Origin of the sequence: Nitrospina gracilis 3/211 (assembly GCF_000341545.2) — a bacterium.
Taxonomy (GTDB): Bacteria; Nitrospinota; Nitrospinia; order Nitrospinales; family Nitrospinaceae; genus Nitrospina; species Nitrospina gracilis.
The window spans coordinates 2964662-2987579 of the sequence record NZ_HG422173.1; the positions used below are offsets into that span (position 1 = coordinate 2964662).

The following is a 22918-nucleotide window of genomic DNA, read 5'->3' on the forward strand; positions in this document are numbered from 1 at the left end:
GATCGGTTCTCTCCCTCAAGACAAAGGTTGAAGGCGGCCGCGGCACAGAATGACCTCCGGCCCCTGTTCGCCGAATTCGGTCCACGTGGCATACACCCGTCCGCCGTTGCCGATGAACAGATACGGGTACGCCACGCCGTTGCCTTTCGTGGGCAGCGCCTGCGGTGCGGTGAGAGCGCCGTCGCCCGATGCCCTGACCACCCATGCTTTGGCCGGCGCCCAGCCGCCTTCCAGCTTCGGGTCGCGTCCCTGAAAAATGACGTACGCCGTGTCCTTGGACTCCGCGATGTATGGATGCGTCGGGTCGAGCACCTCGCCCTGGATTTCCTTTACCCATTTGAACGAGCGGCCGAGGTCGTCCGACACTGCAAGCCTCACCGCAGCGCGGCGGTCGATGGCGGTGTACCAGGCGACGTAAAGTTTGCCGTTGATGAAACGCAGGGTCGGCCCCGCATGCGGGCACCCGTCAATGACCCAGCCTGTTTTCGTCACGCGTACCGGATCGCTCCACGTCTTGCCGCCGTCCCTGGAGGAAGCGACCACCACCACCCGCTCGTGGCCTTCATCCACATGGCGCCAGGCCATGAACACTTCACCCGACGGGCCGAAGGCAATGGCCGGGCGGCAACAGGGGCAGATGTCGCCCGCGATCTTGACGTTCCTGCTGAACGTGGTGCCGCGGTCTTTGGATGAAGCGGTGAACAGCGAAAAGGTGCCCGGCTTGTTGGTGCTCTTGTCGCGCCCGTCCAGCCAGGCCACGTGCACGGCGCCGTCGGGTCCCACTTCCGTATCGAAAAACGACTGGAAGGATTCGCCTTCATCGTCGTTCACTCGCACCGGTTCAGTAAAATTTCTGCCGAAGTCCATGGACCGGGCGAAGCGCACGTCCCCGTTGCCGTCCCAGGTGGCGTAGATTTCAATACCCGGCCCGGTTTCCAACTGCGGTCCGTTCTCGCCGTGAGAACTCACTTTTTCATTTTCAGGATGCACGGCGCGGCCGGGAGAAAACGAGTCGCCCATGTTGTGCGAATGCGAATAGAGGATGTGGGTCTTGCCTTTGTCTTTCCCGGCGTAAAGGAGCTTGATGGCTTCCGATGCGCTGATGCTCAATTGTCCGCTGTTGCCCTGGCCGATGGCTTTCGGGTTCGGTTCCCATTCGATAATGCCACCGGAAGTCCCCGGTTTGTCCGCGGCAAAGGCGAGTTCCGCCTGCCCCTCCGTACCCGCCAAAACGGACAGCACGGCCCCAAGAAAAATTCCGAAATACAGATGTCTTTTAAACTGGCGCCACATGAAGAAACCTCCAAACACCTTTGGGTCAACTTAAAAACCCATCAAAAGGGTTTCCACTCCGCTCCACAGGGGAACGGCCCCTCGACGGGCTGGAACCCGGGGGACTTCGAGCAATTCAAAATTAAGGATGTCGTCGATGGAGTTGCTTCGCCTGATCAAGAAAAGCCTGATGCGCCCAACCAAACGGGTTGGGAATGCGGCCCCTTTCCTGCCGGACTGGCTTTCTTAAAAAACGAAGGGTTTAGAGGAACCGGGGAGGCGGTTCCGGAATGGAGGGGAGATAGAAGTCGAAGCCGGATTGCGACAGCACCAGCGTCACGACAGGCTCATTCGCACAGGCGCTGAAAGAGGCCGCAGGCAGATAGACACCCGGAGCCGGAGCGGAGCCGGTTGCCGATGCGGGGTTGTCATGACAGGGCAGTTTGAATTCCAAATTTCCCAATCCCCGCTTCTGGTAGTGTGGACAGGGCTTTTGAATATCGTGTCCCATGAGTGCGCAGTGCAGGGCATGGGCTCCTTGCTTTTGGACAAACGGGGAGTTTTCCATGGCATGGTCGTGCGGGGACGCCAAAGTGGGCGTGGCCGCGCAACACACCAAAAAGATTAAGCCTGCACTGATCCAGCTTTTGAGTGTCATGGCGCAATTTTATACAACCGTCCAACCATAAATCAAGTTGAATTCCCAAACCTGCGGATTGCTATTCATTCCAAAAGCATTAAAATAAGAACAACCGGGCCACCCCCCTCCCCTTTCCCTGAAAACCAATTGGAGCGCGAACACAATGAAAATTCTGGGTATGATCATGGCCGGGGGGGAGGGAAGCCGGCTGCACCCGCTGACCGCCGAACGGGCCAAACCCGCCGTCCCTTTCGGCGGCAAGTACCGGCTGATCGACATCGTCCTAAGTAATTTCATCAATTCCCGCATCTACGCCCTCTACGTCCTCACCCAGTTCAAAAGCCAGTCGCTCACCGAGCACCTGCAGGAAGGATGGCGGTTCAGTTCGATTCTCCCGGACCATTTCATCCTGCCCGTTCCAGCCCAGAAGCGCACCGGTGAAAGCTGGTACCGGGGCACGGCGGATGCCATTTACCAGAACATCAACCTGGTGCAGGACCGGGATTACGATCTCGTCGCCATTTTCGGCGCGGACCACATCTACCGCATGGATATTCAACAGAAGGTGCAGTACCACACGGAAAAGCAGGCGGACGTCACCATCTCCGCCATTCCGGTTCCGGTGGACCAGGCACATCAGTTCGGCGTGATCCAGGTGGACAAGGCGGGGCAGGTCATCGGTTTCCAGGAAAAACCCAAAAACCCGACGCCCATTCCGGACCGTCCGAACCTGGCGTACGTCTCCATGGGCAACTACCTGTTCAATGCCAAGTTCCTGACGGAAGTGCTGTTCTCCGACGCGGACAAGGCGGAGTCCTCGCACGATTTCGGCAAGGACATCCTGCCTTCGGTTTATGGAAACCACGCCGTGTACGCCTACGACTTCGCCACCAACCGCGTACCGGACATCACGGAAGAAGAAATCGGCTACTGGCGCGACGTCGGCACCATCGGCAGTTACTGGGAAGCCAACATGGACCTGCGCAACGTGAAGCCGATTTTCAATCTGTACAACCGCAAGTGGCCGATCAAGACCAATTCCTTCGGCCTGCCGCCGGCCAAGTTCGTATTCAACGTCGAAGGGCGGCGCGGGCAGGCGGTGAACAGCCTGGTGTCGGAGGGAAGCATCATCAGCGGCGGCATCGTGCAGGACAGCGTCTTGGGCCGGAGCGTGATGGTGGAAGGCAGTGCGGCGGTCATCAACTCCATCCTCATGGACCGCGTGCACATCGGCCCCGACTGCAAGATCAACATGGCCATCATCGACAAGGACGTGTATGTGCCTCCAGGCACGGTGATCGGCTACGATCCCGCCGAAGACGAAAAACGGTTTCATGTGGACAAGGAATCCAATATCATCGTAATACCCAAGGGATACAAGTTTCCCTCATCCAAATAGGGATTGAGCGAAAGCGGGCACACCATGACTCATGTCAAGACCGGGTTGGACCGTTTGCTGGCCGACCCGGCCCATATCCTGAAAGGCAGGCGCGTGGGGCTGGTGGCCAACCACACCTCCGTCGCCGCCGACGGCCGCTACGGCTGGATTCATTTCCAGGAACATGATGAAATCGAGCTGGTGAAACTGCTGGCTCCGGAGCACGGCCTCTACGGTGTGGCGCAGGACATGGAATCGGTGGACTCTTCGGTCGACCCCGGCACCGGCCTCTCCATCCACAGCCTGTATGGACACGACGAAGAATCGCTCCGCCCTTCTCCCGAATTGTTTGCCGACCTCGACACCGTGGTGTTCGACATTCAGGACATCGGCTCGCGTTATTACACGTTTGTTTACACCATGGCGTTCTGTATGGAAGCCTGCCGGGAGGCAGGCGTGCGCATGGTGGTGTGCGACCGGCCGAATCCCATCAACGGGCACCAGGTGGAAGGCAACTGCGTGAGCGAGGGTTTCCAATCCTTCGTCGGGCAATACCCCATCCTGAACCGGCACGGCATGACGGCGGGAGAACTGGCGTGCCTGTTCAACGAACACTTCGAAATCGGATGCGATCTCGGCGTGGTGCACATGGAAGGCTGGCAGCGGGACATGTGGTACGACGAAACGGGGCTCCCGTGGGTGGCGCCGTCCCCCAACATGCCGACTGTATCCACCGCAACCGTGTATCCGGGCATGTGCCTGCTGGAAGCGACGCAGTTGTCGGAAGGCCGCGGCACCACCCTGCCCTTCGAGCAATGCGGCGCACCGGGACTCGATGCTTACCGTCTGGCGGAACGGCTGAACCGCAAAAACCTGCCAGGCGTGCAGTTTCGTCCGCAATTTTTCAAACCGGGATTTCAGAAACACCAGGGCGAGTTGTGCGCGGGCGTGTTTTTACAGGTGACGCACAGGGAACGTTTCAAACCCCTTATTACGGGCATCGCTGTCCTGCGCGCCATCTCGCAGGATTTCCCGGATCGGTTTGCCTGGCGCGACAAACCTTATGAATTCATAACCGACATCCCTGCGGTCGACCTGTTGTACGGCAATCCCGAATTGCGTGGACATTTGCTCGGGGCCAATCTCTCGCTTCTCGACATCGAGCAGTCGTGGGAACCGGACACCCAGGCTTTCCTTCCCCTGCGCCGCGAATACCTGATGTACTGACGCCCGTCAGTTCCGGTTTTCAAACCCCTTCAACCGCGACAGCTTGTAGCGGAACGTCGAGCGCGACAGACCCAGAAGGTTCGCCGCCCGCGACTTGTTGTGCCCGCACTGCTTGAGCGCCTTCTGGATGATCCGGCCTTCAAACTGGTTCACCGTGTCCTCCAAGGAAAACCCGGGGGGAATGCCGTCGTTCGTCTCCGGCTCGCGGGAGTGGTTCAGTTTCATGGATTCCACCACGTAACGCGGCAGGTCCTCCACCTGGATGACTTCCCCCTTGGACAGGATCATGAGCCGCTCCATCACGTTCTGCAATTCACGCACGTTTCCCGGCCAGTGATAGCTCTTCAGCATGCCAAGCGCCTCGGGTGAGATTCCCTGAATGCGCTTGGCCATGTCGTGGTTGAATTTTTCCAGCAGGTGATCGATGAGCGGTCCCAGGTCCTCCGGCCGCTCCCGCAAAGGCGGGATCACGATCGGGTACACAAACAATCGGTAAAACAGGTCGTCGCGGAACTGTCCCTTTTTCACCAGCGCCTCCAGGTCCTTGTTGGTGGCGGCGATGATGCGGATGTCTGCGCGTTGCGGTTTCACCGAGCCCAGCGGTTCGAATTCGCGTTCCTGGATAACGCGCAGAATTTTCGCCTGCGTCGCCGGCGACATCTCGGTCACCTCGTCGAGAAACAGCGTGCCGCCGTAAGCGAGCTGGATTTTGCCGGGCTTGGTTTTTTCCGCGCCGGTGAACGCGCCTTTTTCGTAACCGAACAATTCACTTTCGATCAGCGTTTCCGGGAAAGCCGAGCAGTTGAGCGCGACAAACGGTTTGTCCGCACGGCGGCTGTTGTAGTGGATGGCCTTGGCCACCAGTTCCTTGCCGGTGCCGCTTTCGCCCACCAGCATCACCGTGGTGTTTTCCTGAGCCACTTCCGCCGCAAGCTTCATGACCTGCATGATCGGCGCGGAACGGCCGACGATGCTGGAGAAATCGTACTTCGATCCCAGCTCGCCGCGGATTTTACCGATTTCCTGTTGCAGGCGCTCCTTTTCGCGCTCCATGTCCTTGAGTTCGGTGATGTCCTTGATCACGCCCATGACGTAAGCGATTTCATTGTTCTCCTCGTCGAGGATGGGAGTGTAGATGGTTTCCACCCACACCTGCTTGCCGCTTTTATGCGGCAGGACCATCCGTTCCTTTTTCGCTCCCAACTCACCGTAAGAGATGCGTCCTCCCGCACGGGCGGCTTCCTTCCAGCTTTTTTCAAAATCCGAAAGTTTCCAGCAGGCTTTGTTGACCACGTCCTGCCGGGAAACGTTGTACAACTCTTCGCAGGCGTGGTTGAACAGAACCAGCCGATGGTCCCGCCCCACGATAAATACGCCGTCGCGCGCCGAGTCGAGAACCTGGTGCAGATCAAACCTCATTGCCAATACTCCTAAACCTCAAAAGGATCGAAAAATTCCTTCATTGAAGGATATAAAATCAATATAAGCACCCCGCAAACAGGTGGCCAATTTTCGTCAACCCGGCTGAATTTTGCCGGGATTTTTTTTAATAAAAACAGCAACTTACAGAAAGGTCACCCAATTTGGGCGGAATTCCGCCGAATTCCCTCAATCCATTCCCAAGTCACCAAAAAACAAAGGGAATCAAATCAAAGAGTTATGGATACCTGCCCATTTGGCATCCAATTTGTATTTATTTCGGAACATAGAGGGTTTCCCGTTTTCGGGAATGAGCCTGCCTTAATAACAGCATCACAAATAAATAAGAGAGGACGGAGGTTATTCCATGAATAGCAAGAAAGCGGTTTTGGCATTTGCGTTGATCAGTTCGATGGCGGTTTTCGGTGCCAACTCCGCTGGGGCGGAGGAAATGACGGTGGAGCCCTGGTTTGTTGAAGGTTACAACCAGGCGGAAATGATTTTGGAGCCGGGCACCACGGCCTACTGCAACAAGGATTTCACGGTCCACAACATGAGTGAAAGTGAAGAAGCGCACGTCCAGATCATCCGGGGCAACGGTGACAACTACGACTGGGATCAGATCGAACCCAACAAAGCCCTTGGATACAAAAAAGATGGCGTGTCGATTTTCTCTAGCGATTCTGGCGCACGCCAGCACGTGGATGAAACCCGCATTGTCAATGGAACCATGGGCAGTGCGAATTTGAAGGTGCTTTGCAAGTAAGTCAACTTCGCTTGACTTGTTTGGCCTCACACTTTTAAAACCGGGCCCGTTCACGCGGGCCCTTCATTGAATACAGATTGGAGGTTATTCATGAGAGGGACGAAAACGCTTTTTACCGGCATTGCAATTTGTTCCATGCTGACGTTCGGCGCCAGCACGGCACTGACCGCAGGTGAAGCGACCGTCGAGCCCTGGTTTGTGGAAGGCATGAACAACGAGGAAATGATCCTGGAGCCTGGGACCACAGCCTTTTGCAACAAGGACATCACCGTTCAGAACCTGAGCGGCGATGAAATGGCCCGGGTCCGGATCGCCCGGGGTAACGGCGACAATTACGATTGGGACCAGTTGGAACCCAATCAGACGCTGGGATACAAAAAAGACGGCGTCTCCATTTTCGCCGTGGCTCCGGGTGAACGGGGACCGAACAAAGGCCCCCTCTTCGACGAGGCGCGCATCGTGAACGCCACGATGGGCAACGCCAAGTTGAAGGTCATCTGTAAGTAAGTCAACGACGTTTGGCTGGGCCGGCTTTCCGTGTTTTAAATCTTGAAACCGAAGGCGTCAACTTCCCCAAAATCGGGAAGCCGGCCTGAAGTTTGGGAAGGATGGGTCTGAAAAACGGCCGGGAGGTAACTCCCGGCCGTTTTCTTATTGGATTGACGTGGAAACGGCAGGCGGTGTGAGTATCGGCGGACGCACGCGCATCTTCTTCGCACCCTGCAATTCCACTTCACGCAACAGCACGCTGGGAGCGATGCTCGTTACCGGTATTGCCCCCGACTCGGCATGGCAGAATCCGTTCAAGACCTCCCGCTTCTGCCCGGTAACCATAATTTTTCCGATCATGGAAAGCGGTGTTCCCACAAAATCGACCCCGCGCACCAGCTCCTCACGTCCGTCTGGATATACTTTATACAGGTACAATGGTTCGCCCTTGAACACTTGGAATCCGGCACCCTCGGTGTGGGTCTCCCCGCCGGTGATCTTTTTCACGAACAGGCCGAAGGGTTTGCCCTGCCGTTGGACTTCCTCGATGAGCTTCCGCTTCAACGTCGGGGCATCCACCTGCGACTTCGATTCGATGATGAAATTGCTCATGCGCGACATGGGCGCGTGCACGCCGTCGCCGCGGGCATGGCCGTTGGTTCGGCTGAACCCCAGCACCGGCATGCGCGTGAGGAGAAAGTTTTGCAGGGTGCCGCCTTCCACCAACACCACCTCTTCGCTTTCCTGGCCCTCGTCGTCGAAACGGTAATGACCCAGCAGGGGTGTGCCCTGAAAACGGGTCAACTCCGGATTGTCCGTCACCGACAAAAATCCCGGTAGAATCCTCCGCCCGATCTTCTTGAGAAAGGTTTTGCCGTCACGGTCCTGCCGCAGGCGGTCGCCTTCCAGCCGGTGACCCAGCGCCTCATGGAACAGCACCGCCGTGGCGTCCGGACTGAAGATTGCCGGACCGATGTACGGATCCATGCGCGGCGCCCGTTTGAGTTTCCCCAGAGCCTCGATCAGGCGGTCGGCGCGGGAGATCAGTTCTTCCTCTGTGGGAAAAGCGTCACCCTCGTGCAGGTAAACCGATTCCTCGTCATGCAGGCGGTCGCCTTCGGGAGACCGGGCCCAGCCTTCGATGACAAGGGCATAGTACAGCTTCCCCTCACGGATCTTATTGCCCTCGGAGTCGTAGTAATAACGGATGGTGCGGTTGGCGGACACTTTCACCTTGGACTTCTCGATGTCCTTTGCATTGCGGAACCGCTCGGAGACGGTTCTCGCCAAGGCTTCCCATTCCTGCATGCGGGGCTTCCACTCAGGAACGGGTCCCAGCCGCACCTGCGGCGGGTTACCGGGAGAGAAGTCTGCAATTTCGTGGCTTTCCACTCCACTGATGAATCGTCCCTTTTTCTTCAGCAGGTTGACGATGGCCTGCTTGTAGCGCAGGTCCGTTTCATACCACAACGCACGCCTGAGGGCGTCGACCTGGTTATCGAGCGGGATCAAAGCTTCGGTGACATACTGATGGCTTTGCGGATGCGAACTGTCGAACTCGGGATCGCCCACCTTCACATCCACGAAAAGCGTCTGCTTCTGCTTGATGTCCGATTCGAGAAGCGAACCGAAGGTGGCCACCACCTCGGCGCGGTCGTGGTGCCGTACCTGGTAATTGATGAAATACGGCGGGCCGAAGTCATCCACCCGGAGCTCTTTCAACGAGCGGGCCATCTCCTCTTCCATGGCCTGGAAAATTTTTGCGCCGTTTCCGGTTTCGGCCTTCGCCGGCAAAGCGGCCGCCACCCAGATAAGCGCGAGGCTTCCAAAGAAATACCGTTTCAAGATCCGTCAACCTCCCTCACAACGAGAAAATCAACTTGCATAACAAATACAATCTTTTGGCGTACAGTTTCAAATTGTACCGCCGTCCGCTCCGGGCCACAAAAATGTCTTGCCAGGTGCCCCCCGCTTTGGGGGTACTGCCATTCCGAAAACCCTCTAACCCTAATATTATCAATCGATTTTTTCCAAAATGTAGGAAAAATACCGACAAAATATTCATTTTTCGGGACATCTATTGACAAAATCCGCACCCGGCCCTATATTTTCTTGTTTATTTGAAAAGGGTTATGGGACTCAAAGACAAGCTCCTCCAGGACCTCAAAGTGGCCCTGAAATCAAAGCAATCTCTAAAGGTCGAGACCTTGCGCCTGGTTTCCGCTGAAATCAAAAACAAGGAAATCGATCTCCGCAAAGAACTTGGGGACGAAGAAATTACCGCCCTCTTGTCCACCCAGATAAAAAAAAGAAAAGAAGCCGCGGCGCTTTACGAAAAAGGCGGTCGTGCCGATCTGAAAGAAAAAGAAGAGCAGGAAATGGTCATTCTGGCAGGTTATCTGCCGGAACAGGTGGGAGAAGACACCTTGCGAAAGCGCATTCAGGAAGTCATCGCCGAAACCGGCGCACAATCCCCCAAAGACATGGGCAAAGTGATGAAGGTCGTCGCCCCGGAGTTCAAAGGCAGGGCGGATGGAGAGCAGATTCGCTCTCTTGTTACGGAAATGCTGGCGGGGTGACGCCTCCCGGGTGCACCCAGTCCCACACAACCTTTTGGCAATGGAACCCCGGGCACATGCGGCGGTTCTCAACCATCAATCCTTGAAGTCGGTTCGTGATCGTTGAAACAGCATATTCCGGAACAGGTCATTGAAGACGTGCGCCAGCGGGCCGAAATCATCGATGTGGTCTCGGACTTCGTTCACCTGAAAAAAGCGGGCAAGAACTACAAGGGACTGTGCCCGTTCCATCAGGAGAAAACCCCGTCGTTCACCGCCAGCCCCGACAAGCAGATCTATCATTGCTTCGGTTGCGGTGCGGGGGGGCAATGCCTTCAAATTCCTGATGGAAATGGAGGACCTCACTTTCGTCGAGGCGGTGAGGAAGCTGGCGGCGCGCTACCACGTCACCATCCCGGAATCCGCCCTGCGTTCCTCCAGCCAGCCGTCTGAACGGGAAACCCTGCTTCACGTCAACTCCCTGTCCGCCGAATACTTCGCGCAGAACCTGAAACACCCTCAGCTCGGAAAACCCGCACGGAAGTACCTGGAGTCGCGCGGCTTTGATGATGGCGTGATCGATGCGTATCAGCTGGGCTGGGTGCCGGACGAATGGCGGGGCCTTTTAACGCACCTCGAAAAGAAAACCAAATGCACCCGCGCTCAGCTGGAAAAATACGGCCTCATCGTGCGCAATCAGGAAAAAGGTGTCGAATACGACCGCTTCCGTGGCCGCATCATCTTCCCCATCCGCGACGTGCAGGGGCAGGTCATCGGGTTCGGCGGCCGCGTACTTGGGGACGGCGAACCAAAATACCTGAACAGTTCGGAAACCCCGGTTTATAAAAAAGGAAGCCACCTGTTCGGCATGAACCTGGCAAAGAGTGCCATCCGCCAGCACGACCGGGTGCTGATCGTGGAAGGTTATTTCGACCAGCTCCGCGCCTGGCAGGCGGGCATGCAGAACACCGTCGCCACCTGCGGCACAGCCCTCACCTCCCAGCAGGCGGCTATGCTGAAACGGTACACGCACAACGCGGTGCTGGTGTTCGATGCCGACAACGCAGGTCTCCAGGCCGCAGCCCGGGCGTTTGAGGTGCTCAAGGAACAGGGGCTCAACGTCTACATGGTGGCCCTGCCGGAAGGCGAGGACCCGGATTCCCTCATCCGTGACCAGGGAGCGGGAGCGCTGTTGACGCGGGTGGAACAGGCACCGCCTTACATCCATTTTGTGGTGCAGAAAGCCATTCAGAGTGCACCGCCAAAAACACCGGAGGCGAAGCTGGACCTCATCAACCGTCTCCTGCCGCTTCTCACCAAAGTGACGAACGCGGTCGAACGCAGTGAATACGTGCGATACATCGCAGAAACCGTGGGTGTGGAAGACCGGGCCCTTTTGGACGAACTGAGGAAGACGCTGGCGGAAAACAAACCCCGGGTCAAACCGCCTGTACGCGAACAGCCTGTGGCCCACAGCCCGGAGTGGTACCTGCTCCACCTCATTCTGGCAGATGCCGAGGCGGCGGTGGAAATCCGCCGTATGGTGGACCTCGATGGATTCAGACGTCCGGAATGCCGAAAAACCGCCCAATTTCTTTACCAATTGATTGATGAAGATCAACCGCTTGCGCTTCACCGCCTGTTGGACCATGTTGATGATGTGGAGGTGAAATCCGTGCTGACCCGCATCGGGCTCGCGCCGCTCACCTTCGACAACCTGAAACAAGCGGTTTCAGACTGTATTCTCGATATCCGCAGGAGATCGATCCAGGACGAAATCAAAAAATTGAGGCGCCAGCGCAACGAAGCGATGCAGGCCGGGGACAACGATCTTTCCCGGCAATTGCACAGCCAGGTGAGGAAAATGCAATTCTCCCTGATACCCGATTGAGTTATTTGCATCCTATTTATTAGAAACCGTTGGAATTCATAACACAGGAGAGTCGGACCTCATGTCGAATGCGGATAAAGTGGCAGATGTTTCGGAAATCAATCAGCTCATTTCATTGGGCAAGGAAAAGGGTTACCTCACCTATGAAGAGGTGAATGATGTTTTGCCGTCGCATCTCGTGGCACCGGATCAAATCGACGACCTGATGCATCTGTTCGGCGAAAACGAAATCGATATTGTCGATTCGGCCATGAAAGAGGACAAGAACACGGACGAAGAAGACGAGTCAGAAAAGGAGGAGGCAGTGGTTGAGGAGACCATTACCGACACCAAAACCGATACAGTGAGCATCGACGACCCGGTCCGCATGTACCTGCGGGAAATGGGGACGATCTCCCTTCTCACCCGGGAGGGTGAGGTCGAGATCGCCAAGCGTATCGAGGATGGCCAAAACGAAGTGCTCTCCGCCGTAGCCAACTGCTCGGTGACGATCTACGAAATCGTCTGCCTCGGCGAGTCCATCAAGGAAGGCCTCATTAACGTGTTCGAGGTCATCAACCAGGGGGAACCGGACGAGAAAAAGGAAATCGATGAAAAAGAAGAGATCAAGCGCCTGCAAAAAGCCATCCGCAACCTGCTGACGCAGGAAAAGAAGGTGTTTCGCCTGCGTGAGCGCTGTGAGACCAAGCTGTCCGAAAAGATGCGCGAGAAGGTGGAGAAGGAACTGGACGAACAACAGAAAAAGCTTGAGGACATGGTGCTGGACCTCAACCTGAACAGTGATGTGATGGACGGCATCATCGAAAGGATTTACGAGATCGCCGCACGGTTCCGTGAAGCGGGCAAGCAGGAGCGCATGATCGAGAAAGAACTCGGCATGTCACTGGCGGAGGTAAAAAACTGGCCAAGAACTGGGCCAAGCAGAAAAGCGTCAAGCTGCCGTCCAACAAGGTGGTCACCCGCGCGCAGTACGACAAGCACATGAAAGTCGCACAGGCGTGCCGCCGCAAGATCAAGAAAATCGAAAAGGAAACCAACACCTCGAAGGACCAGCTGCTCGCCACGGTACGCACCATCGCCCGCGGCCGGGTGAAGGACAAAACCGCCAAGCGCGAACTGGCCGAAGCCAACCTGCGGTTGGTCGTCAGCATCGCCAAGAAATACACCAACCGCGGCCTGCAGTTCCTCGACCTCATCCAGGAAGGCAACATCGGCCTCATGAAAGCGGTGGACAAGTTCGAGTACCGGCGCGGTTACAAGTTCAGCACCTACGCCACGTGGTGGATCCGCCAGGCCATCACCCGCGCCATCGCCGACCAGGCCCGCACCATCCGCATCCCGGTGCACATGATCGAAACCATCAACAAGCTCATCCGCGTGTCCCGCCACCTCGTGCAGGAGTTGGGACGCGAACCGACGCCGGAAGAGATCGCGGAGAAGATGAGCCTGCCAGTGGACAAGGTGCGCAAGGTGCTCAAGATCGCCAAGGAGCCGATCTCGCTCGAAACCCCGATCGGCGAAGAAGAGAACAGCCACCTGGGCGATTTCATCGAAGACAAGAAAGTGCTCTCGCCCATCGACTCGGTGGTGAAGAAGAACCTCAAGGAGCAGACGCTCAAGGTGCTGGGCACGCTGGCCAGCCGCGAGGAAAAGGTTCTGCGCAAGCGGTTCGGCATCGGCCTCGACTCCGAGCACACCCTCGAAGAGGTGGGCCAGGACTTCGCCGTCACGCGCGAGCGCATCCGGCAGATCGAAGCCAAAGCCCTGCGCAAGCTCCGCCACCCCAGCCGGTCCAAGAAACTGCGCAGTTTCATAGAGGGCTGACCACTTTCGGGCCCATAGCTCAGTTGGTCAGAGCCCCCGGCTCATAACCGGATGGTCCCAGGTTCGAATCCTGGTGGGCCCACCACATACGTTACAGATTTTTATCCAGTCAAGAAGGCCCGGGCGCCGCGCGCACCCGGGCTTTTTTCATGCCTTTTACCCGCCTTCCGCCGGAGACCCGCCTTCTCCTTTTTTCACGCCAAACGAAAACCTCACAATCCCCACATAAAACCCTCTCAGGCCGCCGCCATATTGAAGGCAGTTAAAACGGGGCCCGATTGCAAAGCTCATTCCCATCTTGATCCATTTTCCGAGTGACCGGATGAACCTGAATCGTGTGATGAAACGAAGCCTGCTGTTGATCCTGCTGATGTTGCAATCCGCCTGCGCCACGCAAATGGCACAGTTGCCCTGCGAACCCAGCGCCTGCTCCGGGCAAAACCGCTGGCAGGAGAGCATCGACCACATCGCCTCCAAAAACTTTCCCGGCGAGGAATTCGAAGGGGTGGTCTATAAGGACCGGCTGTCCAACGCGTGGACCACGTTCGACCACCGCGTGCACATCACTGAAGACCTGCTCGATGCGCTGAACCGCGCAGGCGAGCCACACCTGTTGAGCGTCGCCGCGCACGAGATGGCGCACATCGAGGCCGATCACTTTGTAGAGAAAGCGACGAAGACCTACATGCAGTGGTTCAAGTCGCTGTTCGATCACGATCAATACAAAAACAGCGCGCGCCAGGTGCCGGGCGGGATCGATCCCGAAGTTGCCGCCATGAGCCGCGAACATGAATTCGAGGCCGACCGGCTGGCCGTGTGCTACCTGCAAAAACTGGGGCTGGGCAAAGCGGAGTATGTGGACTTTCTAAGATGGATGCAGACACACCTCAATGACGCGCCGCAGACGGAATCCGCCAGCCACCCGTCGTTCGCCGAGCGCATCGCGCGCATCGAGGCGATGGGCGAACAGTCGAAAGTTCAACCGAGTGGGTAGAGGACCCGTGCAGACCAAGAGAGCAAAAAACAAAAGAGGCCGGGGGGAACCGGCCTCTTTCGTTCATTGCAGATTCGTTTCAAGTGAGCCGGCACGCCCACTCGTCATCAATCCATACGATGTTCGTTGTGCTCGTATTCGGGGTTTTTGTACAGGTTTTTATCCCCGTTGCTGTATTCACTCGATTGGGAGGGGGCCACATGGTTCGGGGCTACCGTGGAGCAACCCATTCCCAAGATGAAGACCAGCAACACGCACAACAGCAAACGGCTCCCTCGTTTCACCATCTGGCACCTCCGCCCGGTCCGGGCAAATACAGGGTTCAAGAATCTCCACTATCAATATTAGTTGTTTGGGGGAGCGCCGCAACAAACATTTACGTACAACCAAAAACGGGCTCCATGAGGGGTGAATTTTTATAGCTTCATCCTATAAAAAATCAGGTGGAGGCAACTGAGTTTTGATGGAACCCGGGATTCACTACAATTTAAACACAAATAAAAACAGCTATTTATAAGACCTGAAACATCACCGATTCGACGCATGGGATTCACTGACGCGTTCAACCGCATCCGTCTGGAAACTGATTTGCAGACGCAGGAGGAGCTGGCCTGTTTCCTGGGAATCCGGGAGAGTTCCGTATCCGGCGCGAAAAAGCGGGGACGCTTTCCCACCGGCTGGGCGGAAAAGGTAAGCCGCCACTACAACCTGCGCTACGAATGGATCATGGAAGGTCATGAGCCGAAGCGGCTGGTGCCGGGAATGAACCCGGCGGAGATCCAGCAATTGATGGACCGTTTCTGGTGGGCTCTGCTCCACGGCTCCGATGCCGGCCGCACGCGGTTGAAAGAGACCGTCGAAAGCGTCTATCGAGAAGCCCGGGAAAGCAAGTGACCCCCACATAGCCCCTGCAAAAAGGACCCCGTCCTTCTTTTCCATCCTCTACTGAAACGATTTCTTGCCGAAACCACTTAATTTTTAAGCCCGTATCGGCTCTCACAAAAAAAATCGCCACCGCCTTGACACCCTCGCGGAACATCTTATTTATTGAACAGAAGGTTGAGAGACAAGGTTCGGTACCGAATCCTCCATTCTGGACCCAAGCAATGCGTGAACCCGTATCCTTTGGAGGAAGAACATGAGCAAGATTGTGAATTACACTCCCAAAACCTACATGGACAAGTTTTTTGAGGATGCCGACTTTTTCGGCCGGGTGAGCCCGTGGGCCCCGCTGTGGGAGCCGGTTTCCAAGATGCAGGAATCCCTGCGCTGTAATATTGAGGAAAAAGAAGACCGCTACATCCTGACCGCGGCCGTTCCCGGCTGGAAACAGGATGAGGTCGATATCGGTATCCATGACGGACGCCTGACCGTCAAGGGCAGCCGTGAATCGGAATCCAAGTCCGAAAGCGAAAAGTATCACCTGAGGGAGTTCAGCCACACCAAGTTTGAACGTTCCTTCACCCTGGGTGACGGCATCGACCCTGAAAACGTCGAGGCCACCCTGGAGAACGGCATGTTGACCGTCATTCTTCCGAAAAGGGAAGAAATGAAGCCGCGCTCCGTGCAGATCAAGGTCAACAACGCGTAACCTCCCCAACCAGAGCCCGCGTTTCCTGAGGAAACGCGGGCTTTTTTTTCGCCGGTTTTCTTCATATAATGAAGTCAGGAAACGGGGCCCCACGGGTCACCTTCCTGCCCCATTGCGAACCCCACAAAAATTAGAATGGAAGGAACCGAATGAAATCGCTGGCATCCATCAATGCAAAGGATATCGAAACCATCAAGATGGCCTTGAACGACGCTATCTCCGATATCAACATGGAACTGAAAACCGACCTGCCGGAAAAGAAAAAGCGGGACATCATGGAGTACAAGGCGAAGTACACCCGCGTTTATGACAAACTGCGCGCCAACCCTTCCATTTACGCACTGGTGGAGCATGAATTGGACATCGCCGCCGGCGGCCTGAACGACGCCATCGAACTGCTGGAAGAAAACATGACGGACGACCTGGACGAGCAGGAGAAACAGGACATCCAGGAATACAAAAACGAGTGCGAGCGGCTGATCGATATTCTGGCGAGTTGAATTGGATTCGGGGGCCGGACGAGCCCTTCCCCGTTTTGGCGTGACCTGCCTAGAAATTCACATAATACCCGTAAGCGAACATCCAGCCCGTCACCCCCGCCCCTGCAGCCATGCAGAGGATCCAGGCCTTCTTGCTGTTGCGAGGCAACTTGGGTGAGTCTTCGTACATCCAGGCGGAATGGATCATCATCCCCATGAAGTAGGAAATGAACACAAATGCAATTCCCATGATAATGAACATGATGGGGCTGAATTCCATATTGCTCGTGCTCATGCTTCCACTCCGTAATTCATGACCGTTTGAAAACCTTTCTTCCCACCACGCGGCCAGGCGCGTTTCTTTTCAACATTAAAATCCGGATTGCGCAATACCAAGCGCTTCCAGCAGCTTAGCCAGTCCCGCAATCAGCAGGCCGATGACGACGAGGCCCGCGGCCACGGCGGCCATGATGGTGAAAAATTCTTTCTTCGTGCGGGTCTGACGAAGCCAGCTGATGGCAACCGTCAGCACCAGCACAACGATAAAACTGATCCAGTAATACCTGGCGGACATTGGCAGATTCTATCAAGAATGAATGGGTGAATGGGGAAAATTCTGACACAGGCCCAGTCCCGTCATCAAGCCTGCAACCAGCCCCGGACTAGATATTTTTTGCCCGTTCAGGCATTGCATATCATGCCGCGGGCCGGGGCGGCGTCCCCTGGGGCCCGGCTTGCAGCGGGAGCATCACCACCCGGCCGAAGGTCAACTGCTCCGGCAGCTTGTACTGCGGCACGCCGATCACGATCTCGGGCTGGGTCTTTTGCGCATCGGCAAGGTACGTCCCCAGCATGCGGTCCCAGATGGACAGGTTGAACCCGTAGTTGGAGTTGGTCTCGCGCACCACTTCGGAATGGTGGATGCGGTGCATGTCCGGCGTCACAATCAGGCGGCGAAGCACACGGTCCACCCGCTCCGGAATGTAAATATTGGAATGCGTGAACTGCGCCATGCCGTTCAGCACCGCTTCAAAAATGATCACCGCAAGCACCGACGGCCCGATCGCAAGCACCAGTCCCATTTTGAACAGCATCGACCCCAGTATCTCGACTGGATGAAACCGTAAAGCGGAGGACACGTCCAGATCCAGGTCAGAATGGTGCACGATGTGGAATCGCCAGAAAAACGGAATCATGTGCACCACCACGTGTTGCAGGTAGATCATGAAATCGAAGAACACGACGGCGAGGACGACCTCGATCCACACGGGCCAGTCCAGATAATTGAACAGCCCCCACCCGCGTTCAGCGGCAAAGGCGGCCGCACCCACGGCGGCGGTGCTGAGAAACAGCTTCACCAGAACGATGTTGACCCCGGTGAGGCCCAGATTGATGCCCAGCCGCCTCAGCTTGGAATCCACTGTCGGGTGACGCGGGATCAGCCGCTCCAGCCCCAGCAGAAGCACAAATACTCCCAGAAAAACAGCAAAACGGATCTGGTCGACGTTCATGGTAAGCCCCTTTGGGCGCAGGCTCTCTCAATGCATCACAATGGAGGTTTCTGCTGGCGAACGAGGTTGACCACCCCCTGAATCATGAGTCCGATAAACCAGAATCCGGAAAAAGCGATCATCCACAGTCCGAATAAATTGAACCAGTACTGGTAAGGAGTGTAGTCGATGGACTCGTGGTAGATTTTGCGGATCTTTCCTTTCTCCACCTCCGAGGCCTTCATATAGGATTGGTAAAACGGGTGCTGCGCCTTTTTCACTTCCTTTATTTTTTCATCGTGAGGCATGCGAAGGAACTCGCCGACCTTGATTGCATTTTCCTTGAAGAACAGGCGCATGCGTTTAAGTTCGTCACTGTCCGGTGGGTTGGCCATGGCATACCAGACGGTCATGGCTGTAGCCAGAAAAAGGGATGTCCATAAGGAGATTTTGCCAACAAGTCGGTCGAGCTTGTCATCAAGTTCGTGCGGGGTTTGATCCATAGGTCGCGGTCGATAGTGAATGATTAAAAATGAAGTCCATTATGAATTATTATTTTATCGCATTCACGGAATTTCCGGCAGGTTCTTTCGGAGAATCCGGTGATTTTCCGGCAAATATGTTTGAGGAATGTCAGGGGATACCCTATATTATTTGTGGAATCGAAACCATCGGGCACCCTTCAACTTTAAGGAGGGAATCATGTCTGCAACCCTGCCGGAGTCTATAGCGGAAAAAATCATTGAAGACAAAATTCAGGAATGGGAAGCCAAAAAAAGCGGCCGGTCCGGGAAGGAACCGGGCATCGGAGCCTATCCTTTCATCGCCATTTCACGGGACTACGGATGCCTGGAAGAAAAACTGATTCCCCTCTTCGAAAAAAAATTCCAGTGGAAGGTTTACGGCCGCAACCTGCTGGACCACATCGCCAGCCGGGACGCCCTGAACCGCAGCTTCATCGAAACCCTCGACGAACACCACGCCAACCAGTTGGACCAATGGGTTCATTACCTCATCTCATCTGGAGCGTTGCGTCCGGACGAATACCTGGTCAAGCTGTCCAAACTGATGAAAGTGATCGTCACTCACGAAAGCGCAATTTTCGTCGGTCGTGGCGCACACTACATCCTCGCCGACAAACCGCATGGCGTGTTCGTGAAGCTCACGGCGCCTTTTGCTTACCGCGCAGAGCACATTGCGCGCCTGAAAAATATGTCACAGATGGAGGCGGAACTCCTGGTCCGGCGAATCGACCGGGAACGCCAGGAGTTCATCCAGCACCATTTCAAGCAGGACATCGAGGACGCATCGCATTTCGACCTGTCACTCAACACGCGGACGATTCCCGCGGACATGGTGTGCCAGCTGGTGGCACGCGTGATGGAGATCAAGACATCAACCGGGTGGTAAACCATTCAGCCGCTCCATCCCGGAACACGCAGCACGCGGTCCGTTTATTCACCCGACCCGTTTTCTTCTGAAACCGCGACCATGGCCACCGACCGTTCGGCCGGGTACGTCCGGCTTCTCAAATCCAACCGCCCGTTTCGCAACCTGTGGTACGCGCAGGTGGTCTCCGAACTTGGCGACTGGCTGAACAGCATCGCCATCTTCGCGCTGGTACTGAACGTCGGTGGCACCGGCATGGCCATGGCGACGGTGATGATGGCCAAACTCCTGCCGATTTTTTTCGTAAGCCCCATCGCCGGTGTGTTGATCGACCGCATGGACCGGCGAGCCATCATGATGGCCTCCGACGTTTTTCGCTTCGTGGTGGTACTGGGTTTTCTGCTGGTGGAAGACCAGAACGACTTGTGGTTGCTGTACACGCTGGCGGTGGTGGAGATCGCTCTGGCGGGATTTTTCGAACCGGCACGCAGCGCGGTGATCCCTTCCCTATGCACCCGCGAGGAACTGGTGACGGCGAACGCGTTGAGCGGTTCCACATGGTCGGTGATGCTGGCTCTGGGAGCGGCCCTGGGAGGCGGCGTGGTCAGCCTGTTCGGCATCAAAGCCGCCTTCGTCGTCGATGCCCTCACCTTCCTCGTATCCGCGTTTTTCGTCTCGCGCATCGATCTCCCGGCCAAAGCCGCCGCACGCACAGAGGATGGAACCCCACGCACGAAAAAAGAGAACGGATGGGTGGAGGGCATGAAGTACCTCGTGCGCCGGCCGGTGGTCGGCGTGCTTTCCCTTTTGAAATCCGGCCTGGCGCTGGGCGGCGGGTTGATGACCCTCATTCCGCTTTACGCCAACACCCTGTTCTCGACCGAAGCCGCCATTTCCATGGCCACGGGGTTGATGTATTCCGCACGCGGACTGGGCGCGGCACTCGGGCCGGTCCTCGTGAAACGGTTTTTCGGAGATTCCACGCGCGTCCTGCAACTGTCGATTTTTTCCGCTTTCTTCATCAGCGGAATCGGCTTTTATTTTCTGTCCCGGTCGTTCACTCTGGGGACGGCGGCGGTGAGTATCGGGCTCGTTACGTTTTTTGGCTCCATCATCTGGGTGTTCAGCTCGGCGCTCATCCATCTGGAAGCGGAGGACCGGTTTCTCGGCCGTGTGTTCAGCACGGAGATGGCAATGCTCACCCTGGTCATGGGACTCAGCAACTGGTGGGTCGGGTATTCCATCGACCACCTGGGGTGGACATTGAGCGAGGTGTCTAGGGGGCTGGCCGCGGCATTCGCACTGCCGGGAACCTGCTGGGGATTGTTTCTGCTGGTCCGCCGGCGGGCCGAGAAAAAGAAGGCCGTGGACTCGATCTGCCCGGTGGAACCGAGCGATTCCAAACTGCCGCCGTCAAATTATTGAAGCGATCGATCAGGGGGGATTGATCACGAAGTGTTCGGCGAGGGATTTGCCGATATCGAAGTGGCTGGTGAACATATGGCTGTCGTCACGCCCTTCCGCCCACTGGTACGCATTTTCCACATGGTCGTGCATGCCGAGCGCGTGCAGGACGCCGACGGAGACGTAACTGGAAGCGAGGTCGTCCGACTGCGAGAACGTGACCACCATGGATTTCATGTACTCCATCTGTTCCGATTCCAGACTCCGGAACTTGGTCACCAGATTGACGAGGTTGGCTTCACCGTAGGTGTTGCTGTAACCGGAGCCAATGACCGGCTCCTGGTACAGGTGTAGGATCTCCTGCTCCAATGTGTCGTGCCAGCTCATACGGTTTGCTGGGGTTCGGTGTTTTCTTCTGCGGATTTCACCCAGTAGGTCATGAACTCTTTTTCGTAGGAAAGCTGAGTGAGGTCCTCCATGCGGTCCAGGAATACCTTGCCGTTCAGGTGATCGATCTCATGCTGCAGCACCACGGCGAGAAACCCGTCCGCCTTCACCACCACCCTTTCACCCCGGCGGGTGTAGGCTTCCATGGTGCAGGCAGAAGGACGTCTCACCAACCCGCGCAAATCCTTGACGCTCAGGCATCCTTCCCAGAACTCTTTTTCTCTTCACTGACCCAGGTGATCACCGGGTTGACGTAAACCTCAAGAGGTATTTCGGCCCCATCCGGGTAACGTTCGTTGCCCTGGTACTCCACCACAATGATCTGCAATGAACGCTGAACCTGGGGAGCAGCAATGCCCACACCGCCTTCATCGTGCATGGTTTCGATCATGTCATCGATGAACTTTTGCAGTTCGTTGTCTCCGGGTGCCGTCAATTGCTCGAGACCCACAGGATCTGCCACGCGTCGCAACACCGGATGACCCAGATACGCTATGGGTAACACCGCCACATCCGCACTCCTAATCAATTTGGATTTAATTTTATTATTGTATCTCTGATGAAGAACGAGTCCAATCAAAAATGAAATTCGTTGCGATAATTTTTGCTTTCCCTCATTCCAAACCTTTTATAATTCCGTACGCAAAAACAGGCGTACCCCGTATCGGCCTTTATTTATGGGAGCGAAAAGGGTATTGCTTCCGATTTTTTGTTTGACATTTAAACCCCATTTTTTATAATGACACCCGCTTGATGTCCTACACCATACTCACCTTATCTTGAAGGTCCTGTCTCAAAAAAATCTCGAAAGGAGGGATGATCCATTGACTAAAGATGAGCTCATCGCCAGCGTAACCAAAAACGTAAAAGATTCGAATCTCAGCAAACGATTGGCCGGAGATGTTGTCGATGCAACCTTCGATGTCATCGCCAAGGCGATCAAAAAAGACAAGCGTTTTGCTTATCCTGGATTTGGAACTTTCACCGTAAGAACCCGGAAAGCCCGCAAAGGCCGGAACCCGCAGACCGGTGAAGAAATCAAAATCAAGGCAAGCAAAACGGTCGGCTTCAAACCCGCACCGAACATGAAGAATTCCCTCTAACATCCCAACCAGATCGAATTCGCGGAAAAACCGCCCGGGTTACGGGCGGTTTTTTTGTGCCTTCAGGATCCCTCGATGCTCGTACCGATTCGCCATTAAAAGCAGATAAACAAAGGCGTTCATGCCCCGCCCCGAAACCGGTCCAAGCCGCAGGAATGTCAGGAAAATGTCAGGAAGTGGAATCGTCGTGGGGTAAGGGTGAGGTTTTCTGCGATTCCAGAAACTCGCGTTCGAACGCGGTGTAAACCCCCTTGTTGGCGTCTTTGGGGCGGCGCGTTTTCCGCAGAAAATCGTTCAGGTACCAGTGCTTTTCCAGGTAGTGACAGACCCGGCACTCGGTGGCGTAACGGAATACTTTTCGTTGGTAGCTCAGCGAGACTTCCTCCACATGCGAACTGGAATTGAAATCTCTGTGCAGATGACAGCTCACGCAGTATTCATTGATGATGCGGTTGTTCTCAAAGGAGGCAAATTCCCCTTGGAACGCCCGCTCAATCTGCATGGTGTAACATCCCGCACCAGCCAGAAGAGCCACCCCGCACAAGACCCCCATCCAC

At 55.9% G+C, this 22918-nt stretch carries 26 protein-coding genes, 1 tRNA gene and 3 pseudogenes; 18 read left to right on the forward strand and 12 right to left on the reverse strand.

The window, feature by feature from the left end; translation table 11 throughout:
• Positions 1–15: 15 nt before the first annotated feature.
• Positions 16–1293 carry a sialidase family protein gene (locus TX82_RS14220; protein ID WP_005005758.1) on the reverse strand — a complete coding sequence of 426 codons (1278 nt, stop codon included), beginning with the start codon at positions 1291–1293 and terminating at the stop codon, positions 16–18.
• A gap of 241 nt (positions 1294–1534) precedes the next feature.
• On the reverse strand, positions 1535–1840 hold the full coding sequence (locus TX82_RS14225; RefSeq protein WP_042251380.1) for a hypothetical protein: 306 nt from the start codon (positions 1838–1840) through the stop codon (positions 1535–1537).
• 208 nt (positions 1841–2048) lie between these two features.
• Here TX82_RS14225 and glgC point away from each other — a divergent pair, with 208 nt between their 5' ends.
• Positions 2049–3311 (forward strand): glucose-1-phosphate adenylyltransferase, encoded by a 1263-nt coding sequence (gene glgC, locus TX82_RS14230; protein WP_275450605.1) that lies wholly within the window; start codon positions 2049–2051, stop codon positions 3309–3311.
• Between the two features lie 24 nt (positions 3312–3335).
• A complete protein-coding gene (locus TX82_RS14235) occupies positions 3336–4517 on the forward strand; it encodes an exo-beta-N-acetylmuramidase NamZ family protein (protein ID WP_005005768.1) in 1182 nt (393 codons plus the stop codon).
• A gap of 6 nt (positions 4518–4523) precedes the next feature.
• Here TX82_RS14235 and TX82_RS14240 read toward each other — a convergent pair whose 3' ends face one another.
• Positions 4524–5936, reverse strand: coding sequence for a sigma-54 interaction domain-containing protein (locus tag TX82_RS14240; protein WP_005005770.1), 1413 nt, complete (start codon positions 5934–5936; stop codon positions 4524–4526).
• A gap of 367 nt (positions 5937–6303) precedes the next feature.
• Here TX82_RS14240 and TX82_RS14245 point away from each other — a divergent pair, with 367 nt between their 5' ends.
• Together TX82_RS14245 and TX82_RS14250 are read left to right on the forward strand one after the other, a co-directional pair.
• A complete protein-coding gene (locus tag TX82_RS14245) occupies positions 6304–6702 on the forward strand; it encodes a hypothetical protein (RefSeq protein ID WP_005005775.1) in 399 nt (132 codons plus the stop codon).
• A 90-nt stretch (positions 6703–6792) separates the two neighbouring features.
• Positions 6793–7209, forward strand: coding sequence for a hypothetical protein (locus TX82_RS14250; RefSeq protein ID WP_005005778.1), 417 nt, complete (start codon positions 6793–6795; stop codon positions 7207–7209).
• A gap of 144 nt (positions 7210–7353) precedes the next feature.
• On the opposite strand, the gene TX82_RS14255 is transcribed toward TX82_RS14250, so the two are convergent.
• A complete protein-coding gene (locus tag TX82_RS14255; protein WP_005005781.1) occupies positions 7354–9036 on the reverse strand; it encodes a metallopeptidase TldD-related protein in 1683 nt (560 codons plus the stop codon).
• Positions 9037–9323: 287 nt separating this feature from the next.
• Here TX82_RS14255 and TX82_RS14260 point away from each other — a divergent pair, with 287 nt between their 5' ends.
• From TX82_RS14260 to TX82_RS14285, 8 genes and pseudogenes are all read left to right on the forward strand, one after another.
• Positions 9324–9770: a GatB/YqeY domain-containing protein gene (locus TX82_RS14260; protein ID WP_005005787.1), complete on the forward strand. Its 447-nt coding sequence runs from the start codon at positions 9324–9326 to the stop codon at positions 9768–9770.
• 102 nt (positions 9771–9872) lie between these two features.
• Positions 9873–10202: a CHC2 zinc finger domain-containing protein gene (locus TX82_RS15850; protein ID WP_084604047.1), complete on the forward strand. Its 330-nt coding sequence runs from the start codon at positions 9873–9875 to the stop codon at positions 10200–10202.
• Positions 10096–11640 carry a DNA primase gene (gene dnaG, locus TX82_RS14265; RefSeq protein WP_084604048.1) on the forward strand — a complete coding sequence of 515 codons (1545 nt, stop codon included), beginning with the start codon at positions 10096–10098 and terminating at the stop codon, positions 11638–11640. The genes TX82_RS15850 and dnaG overlap by 107 nt, the downstream gene beginning before the upstream one ends.
• A 61-nt stretch (positions 11641–11701) precedes the next feature.
• A pseudogene (locus TX82_RS17280) lies at positions 11702–11884 on the forward strand (RNA polymerase sigma factor region1.1 domain-containing protein); the annotation flags it as partial.
• A gap of 39 nt (positions 11885–11923) precedes the next feature.
• A pseudogene (locus TX82_RS17285) lies at positions 11924–12113 on the forward strand (sigma-70 factor domain-containing protein); the annotation flags it as partial.
• 478 nt (positions 12114–12591) lie between these two features.
• Positions 12592–13464 carry an RNA polymerase sigma factor RpoD gene (rpoD, locus tag TX82_RS16570; RefSeq protein ID WP_244875043.1) on the forward strand — a complete coding sequence of 291 codons (873 nt, stop codon included), beginning with the start codon at positions 12592–12594 and terminating at the stop codon, positions 13462–13464.
• Positions 13465–13472: 8 nt separating this feature from the next.
• Positions 13473–13549, forward strand: a tRNA-Ile gene (locus TX82_RS14280).
• A 255-nt stretch (positions 13550–13804) separates the two neighbouring features.
• Entirely contained in the window at positions 13805–14458 is a 654-nt protein-coding gene (locus TX82_RS14285; protein WP_042251387.1) for a M48 family metalloprotease, read from the forward strand.
• A 107-nt stretch (positions 14459–14565) separates the two neighbouring features.
• On the opposite strand, the gene TX82_RS14290 is transcribed toward TX82_RS14285, so the two are convergent.
• Positions 14566–14745, reverse strand: coding sequence for a hypothetical protein (locus TX82_RS14290; protein ID WP_005005791.1), 180 nt, complete (start codon positions 14743–14745; stop codon positions 14566–14568).
• A 256-nt stretch (positions 14746–15001) separates the two neighbouring features.
• On the opposite strand from TX82_RS14290, the gene TX82_RS15460 reads away from it, so the two are divergent.
• The 3 genes from TX82_RS15460 (at position 15002) to TX82_RS14305 (ending at position 16549) form a co-directional block, all read left to right on the forward strand.
• The gene (locus tag TX82_RS15460; RefSeq protein WP_005005802.1) at positions 15002–15352 is read left to right on the forward strand and encodes a helix-turn-helix domain-containing protein; all 351 of its coding nucleotides are present in this window, start codon (positions 15002–15004) and stop codon (positions 15350–15352) included.
• Positions 15353–15596: 244 nt separating this feature from the next.
• Complete coding sequence (locus tag TX82_RS14300; RefSeq protein WP_005005804.1) at positions 15597–16049, forward strand: Hsp20/alpha crystallin family protein; 453 nt, start codon at positions 15597–15599, stop codon at positions 16047–16049.
• 149 nt (positions 16050–16198) lie between these two features.
• A complete protein-coding gene (locus tag TX82_RS14305; protein ID WP_005005805.1) occupies positions 16199–16549 on the forward strand; it encodes a hypothetical protein in 351 nt (116 codons plus the stop codon).
• Positions 16550–16598: 49 nt separating this feature from the next.
• Here the strand turns inward: TX82_RS14305 and TX82_RS14310 are convergent, their stop codons facing one another.
• From TX82_RS14310 to TX82_RS14325, 4 genes are all read right to left on the reverse strand, one after another.
• A complete protein-coding gene (locus tag TX82_RS14310) occupies positions 16599–16823 on the reverse strand; it encodes a hypothetical protein (protein ID WP_005005812.1) in 225 nt (74 codons plus the stop codon).
• Positions 16824–16898: 75 nt separating this feature from the next.
• A complete protein-coding gene (locus TX82_RS14315; protein WP_005005813.1) occupies positions 16899–17102 on the reverse strand; it encodes a hypothetical protein in 204 nt (67 codons plus the stop codon).
• A 121-nt stretch (positions 17103–17223) separates the two neighbouring features.
• Positions 17224–18039, reverse strand: a complete 816-nt coding sequence (locus tag TX82_RS14320; RefSeq protein WP_005005816.1) for a sterol desaturase family protein — start codon at positions 18037–18039, stop codon at positions 17224–17226.
• Positions 18040–18074: 35 nt separating this feature from the next.
• A complete protein-coding gene (locus tag TX82_RS14325) occupies positions 18075–18431 on the reverse strand; it encodes a hypothetical protein (protein WP_042251390.1) in 357 nt (118 codons plus the stop codon).
• A 289-nt stretch (positions 18432–18720) separates the two neighbouring features.
• Between TX82_RS14325 and TX82_RS14330 the strand changes: the two genes are divergently transcribed.
• Complete coding sequence (locus tag TX82_RS14330) at positions 18721–19428, forward strand: cytidylate kinase-like family protein (protein WP_005005824.1); 708 nt, start codon at positions 18721–18723, stop codon at positions 19426–19428.
• Between the two features lie 81 nt (positions 19429–19509).
• A complete protein-coding gene (locus tag TX82_RS14335; RefSeq protein WP_005005826.1) occupies positions 19510–20832 on the forward strand; it encodes an MFS transporter in 1323 nt (440 codons plus the stop codon).
• Positions 20833–20841: 9 nt separating this feature from the next.
• Here TX82_RS14335 and TX82_RS14340 read toward each other — a convergent pair whose 3' ends face one another.
• Positions 20842–21198: a hypothetical protein gene (locus TX82_RS14340; RefSeq protein ID WP_005005828.1), complete on the reverse strand. Its 357-nt coding sequence runs from the start codon at positions 21196–21198 to the stop codon at positions 20842–20844.
• A pseudogene (gene def, locus TX82_RS17255) lies at positions 21195–21769 on the reverse strand (peptide deformylase). The gene TX82_RS14340 and the pseudogene def overlap by 4 nt, the downstream one beginning before the upstream one ends.
• A 313-nt stretch (positions 21770–22082) precedes the next feature.
• Between def and TX82_RS14350 the strand changes: the two are divergent.
• A complete protein-coding gene (locus TX82_RS14350; RefSeq protein WP_005005830.1) occupies positions 22083–22361 on the forward strand; it encodes an HU family DNA-binding protein in 279 nt (92 codons plus the stop codon).
• Between the two features lie 169 nt (positions 22362–22530).
• Here the strand turns inward: TX82_RS14350 and TX82_RS14355 are convergent, their stop codons facing one another.
• The gene (locus tag TX82_RS14355; protein ID WP_005005833.1) at positions 22531–22914 is read right to left on the reverse strand and encodes a hypothetical protein; all 384 of its coding nucleotides are present in this window, start codon (positions 22912–22914) and stop codon (positions 22531–22533) included.
• Between the last annotated feature and the right edge of the window lie 4 nt (positions 22915–22918).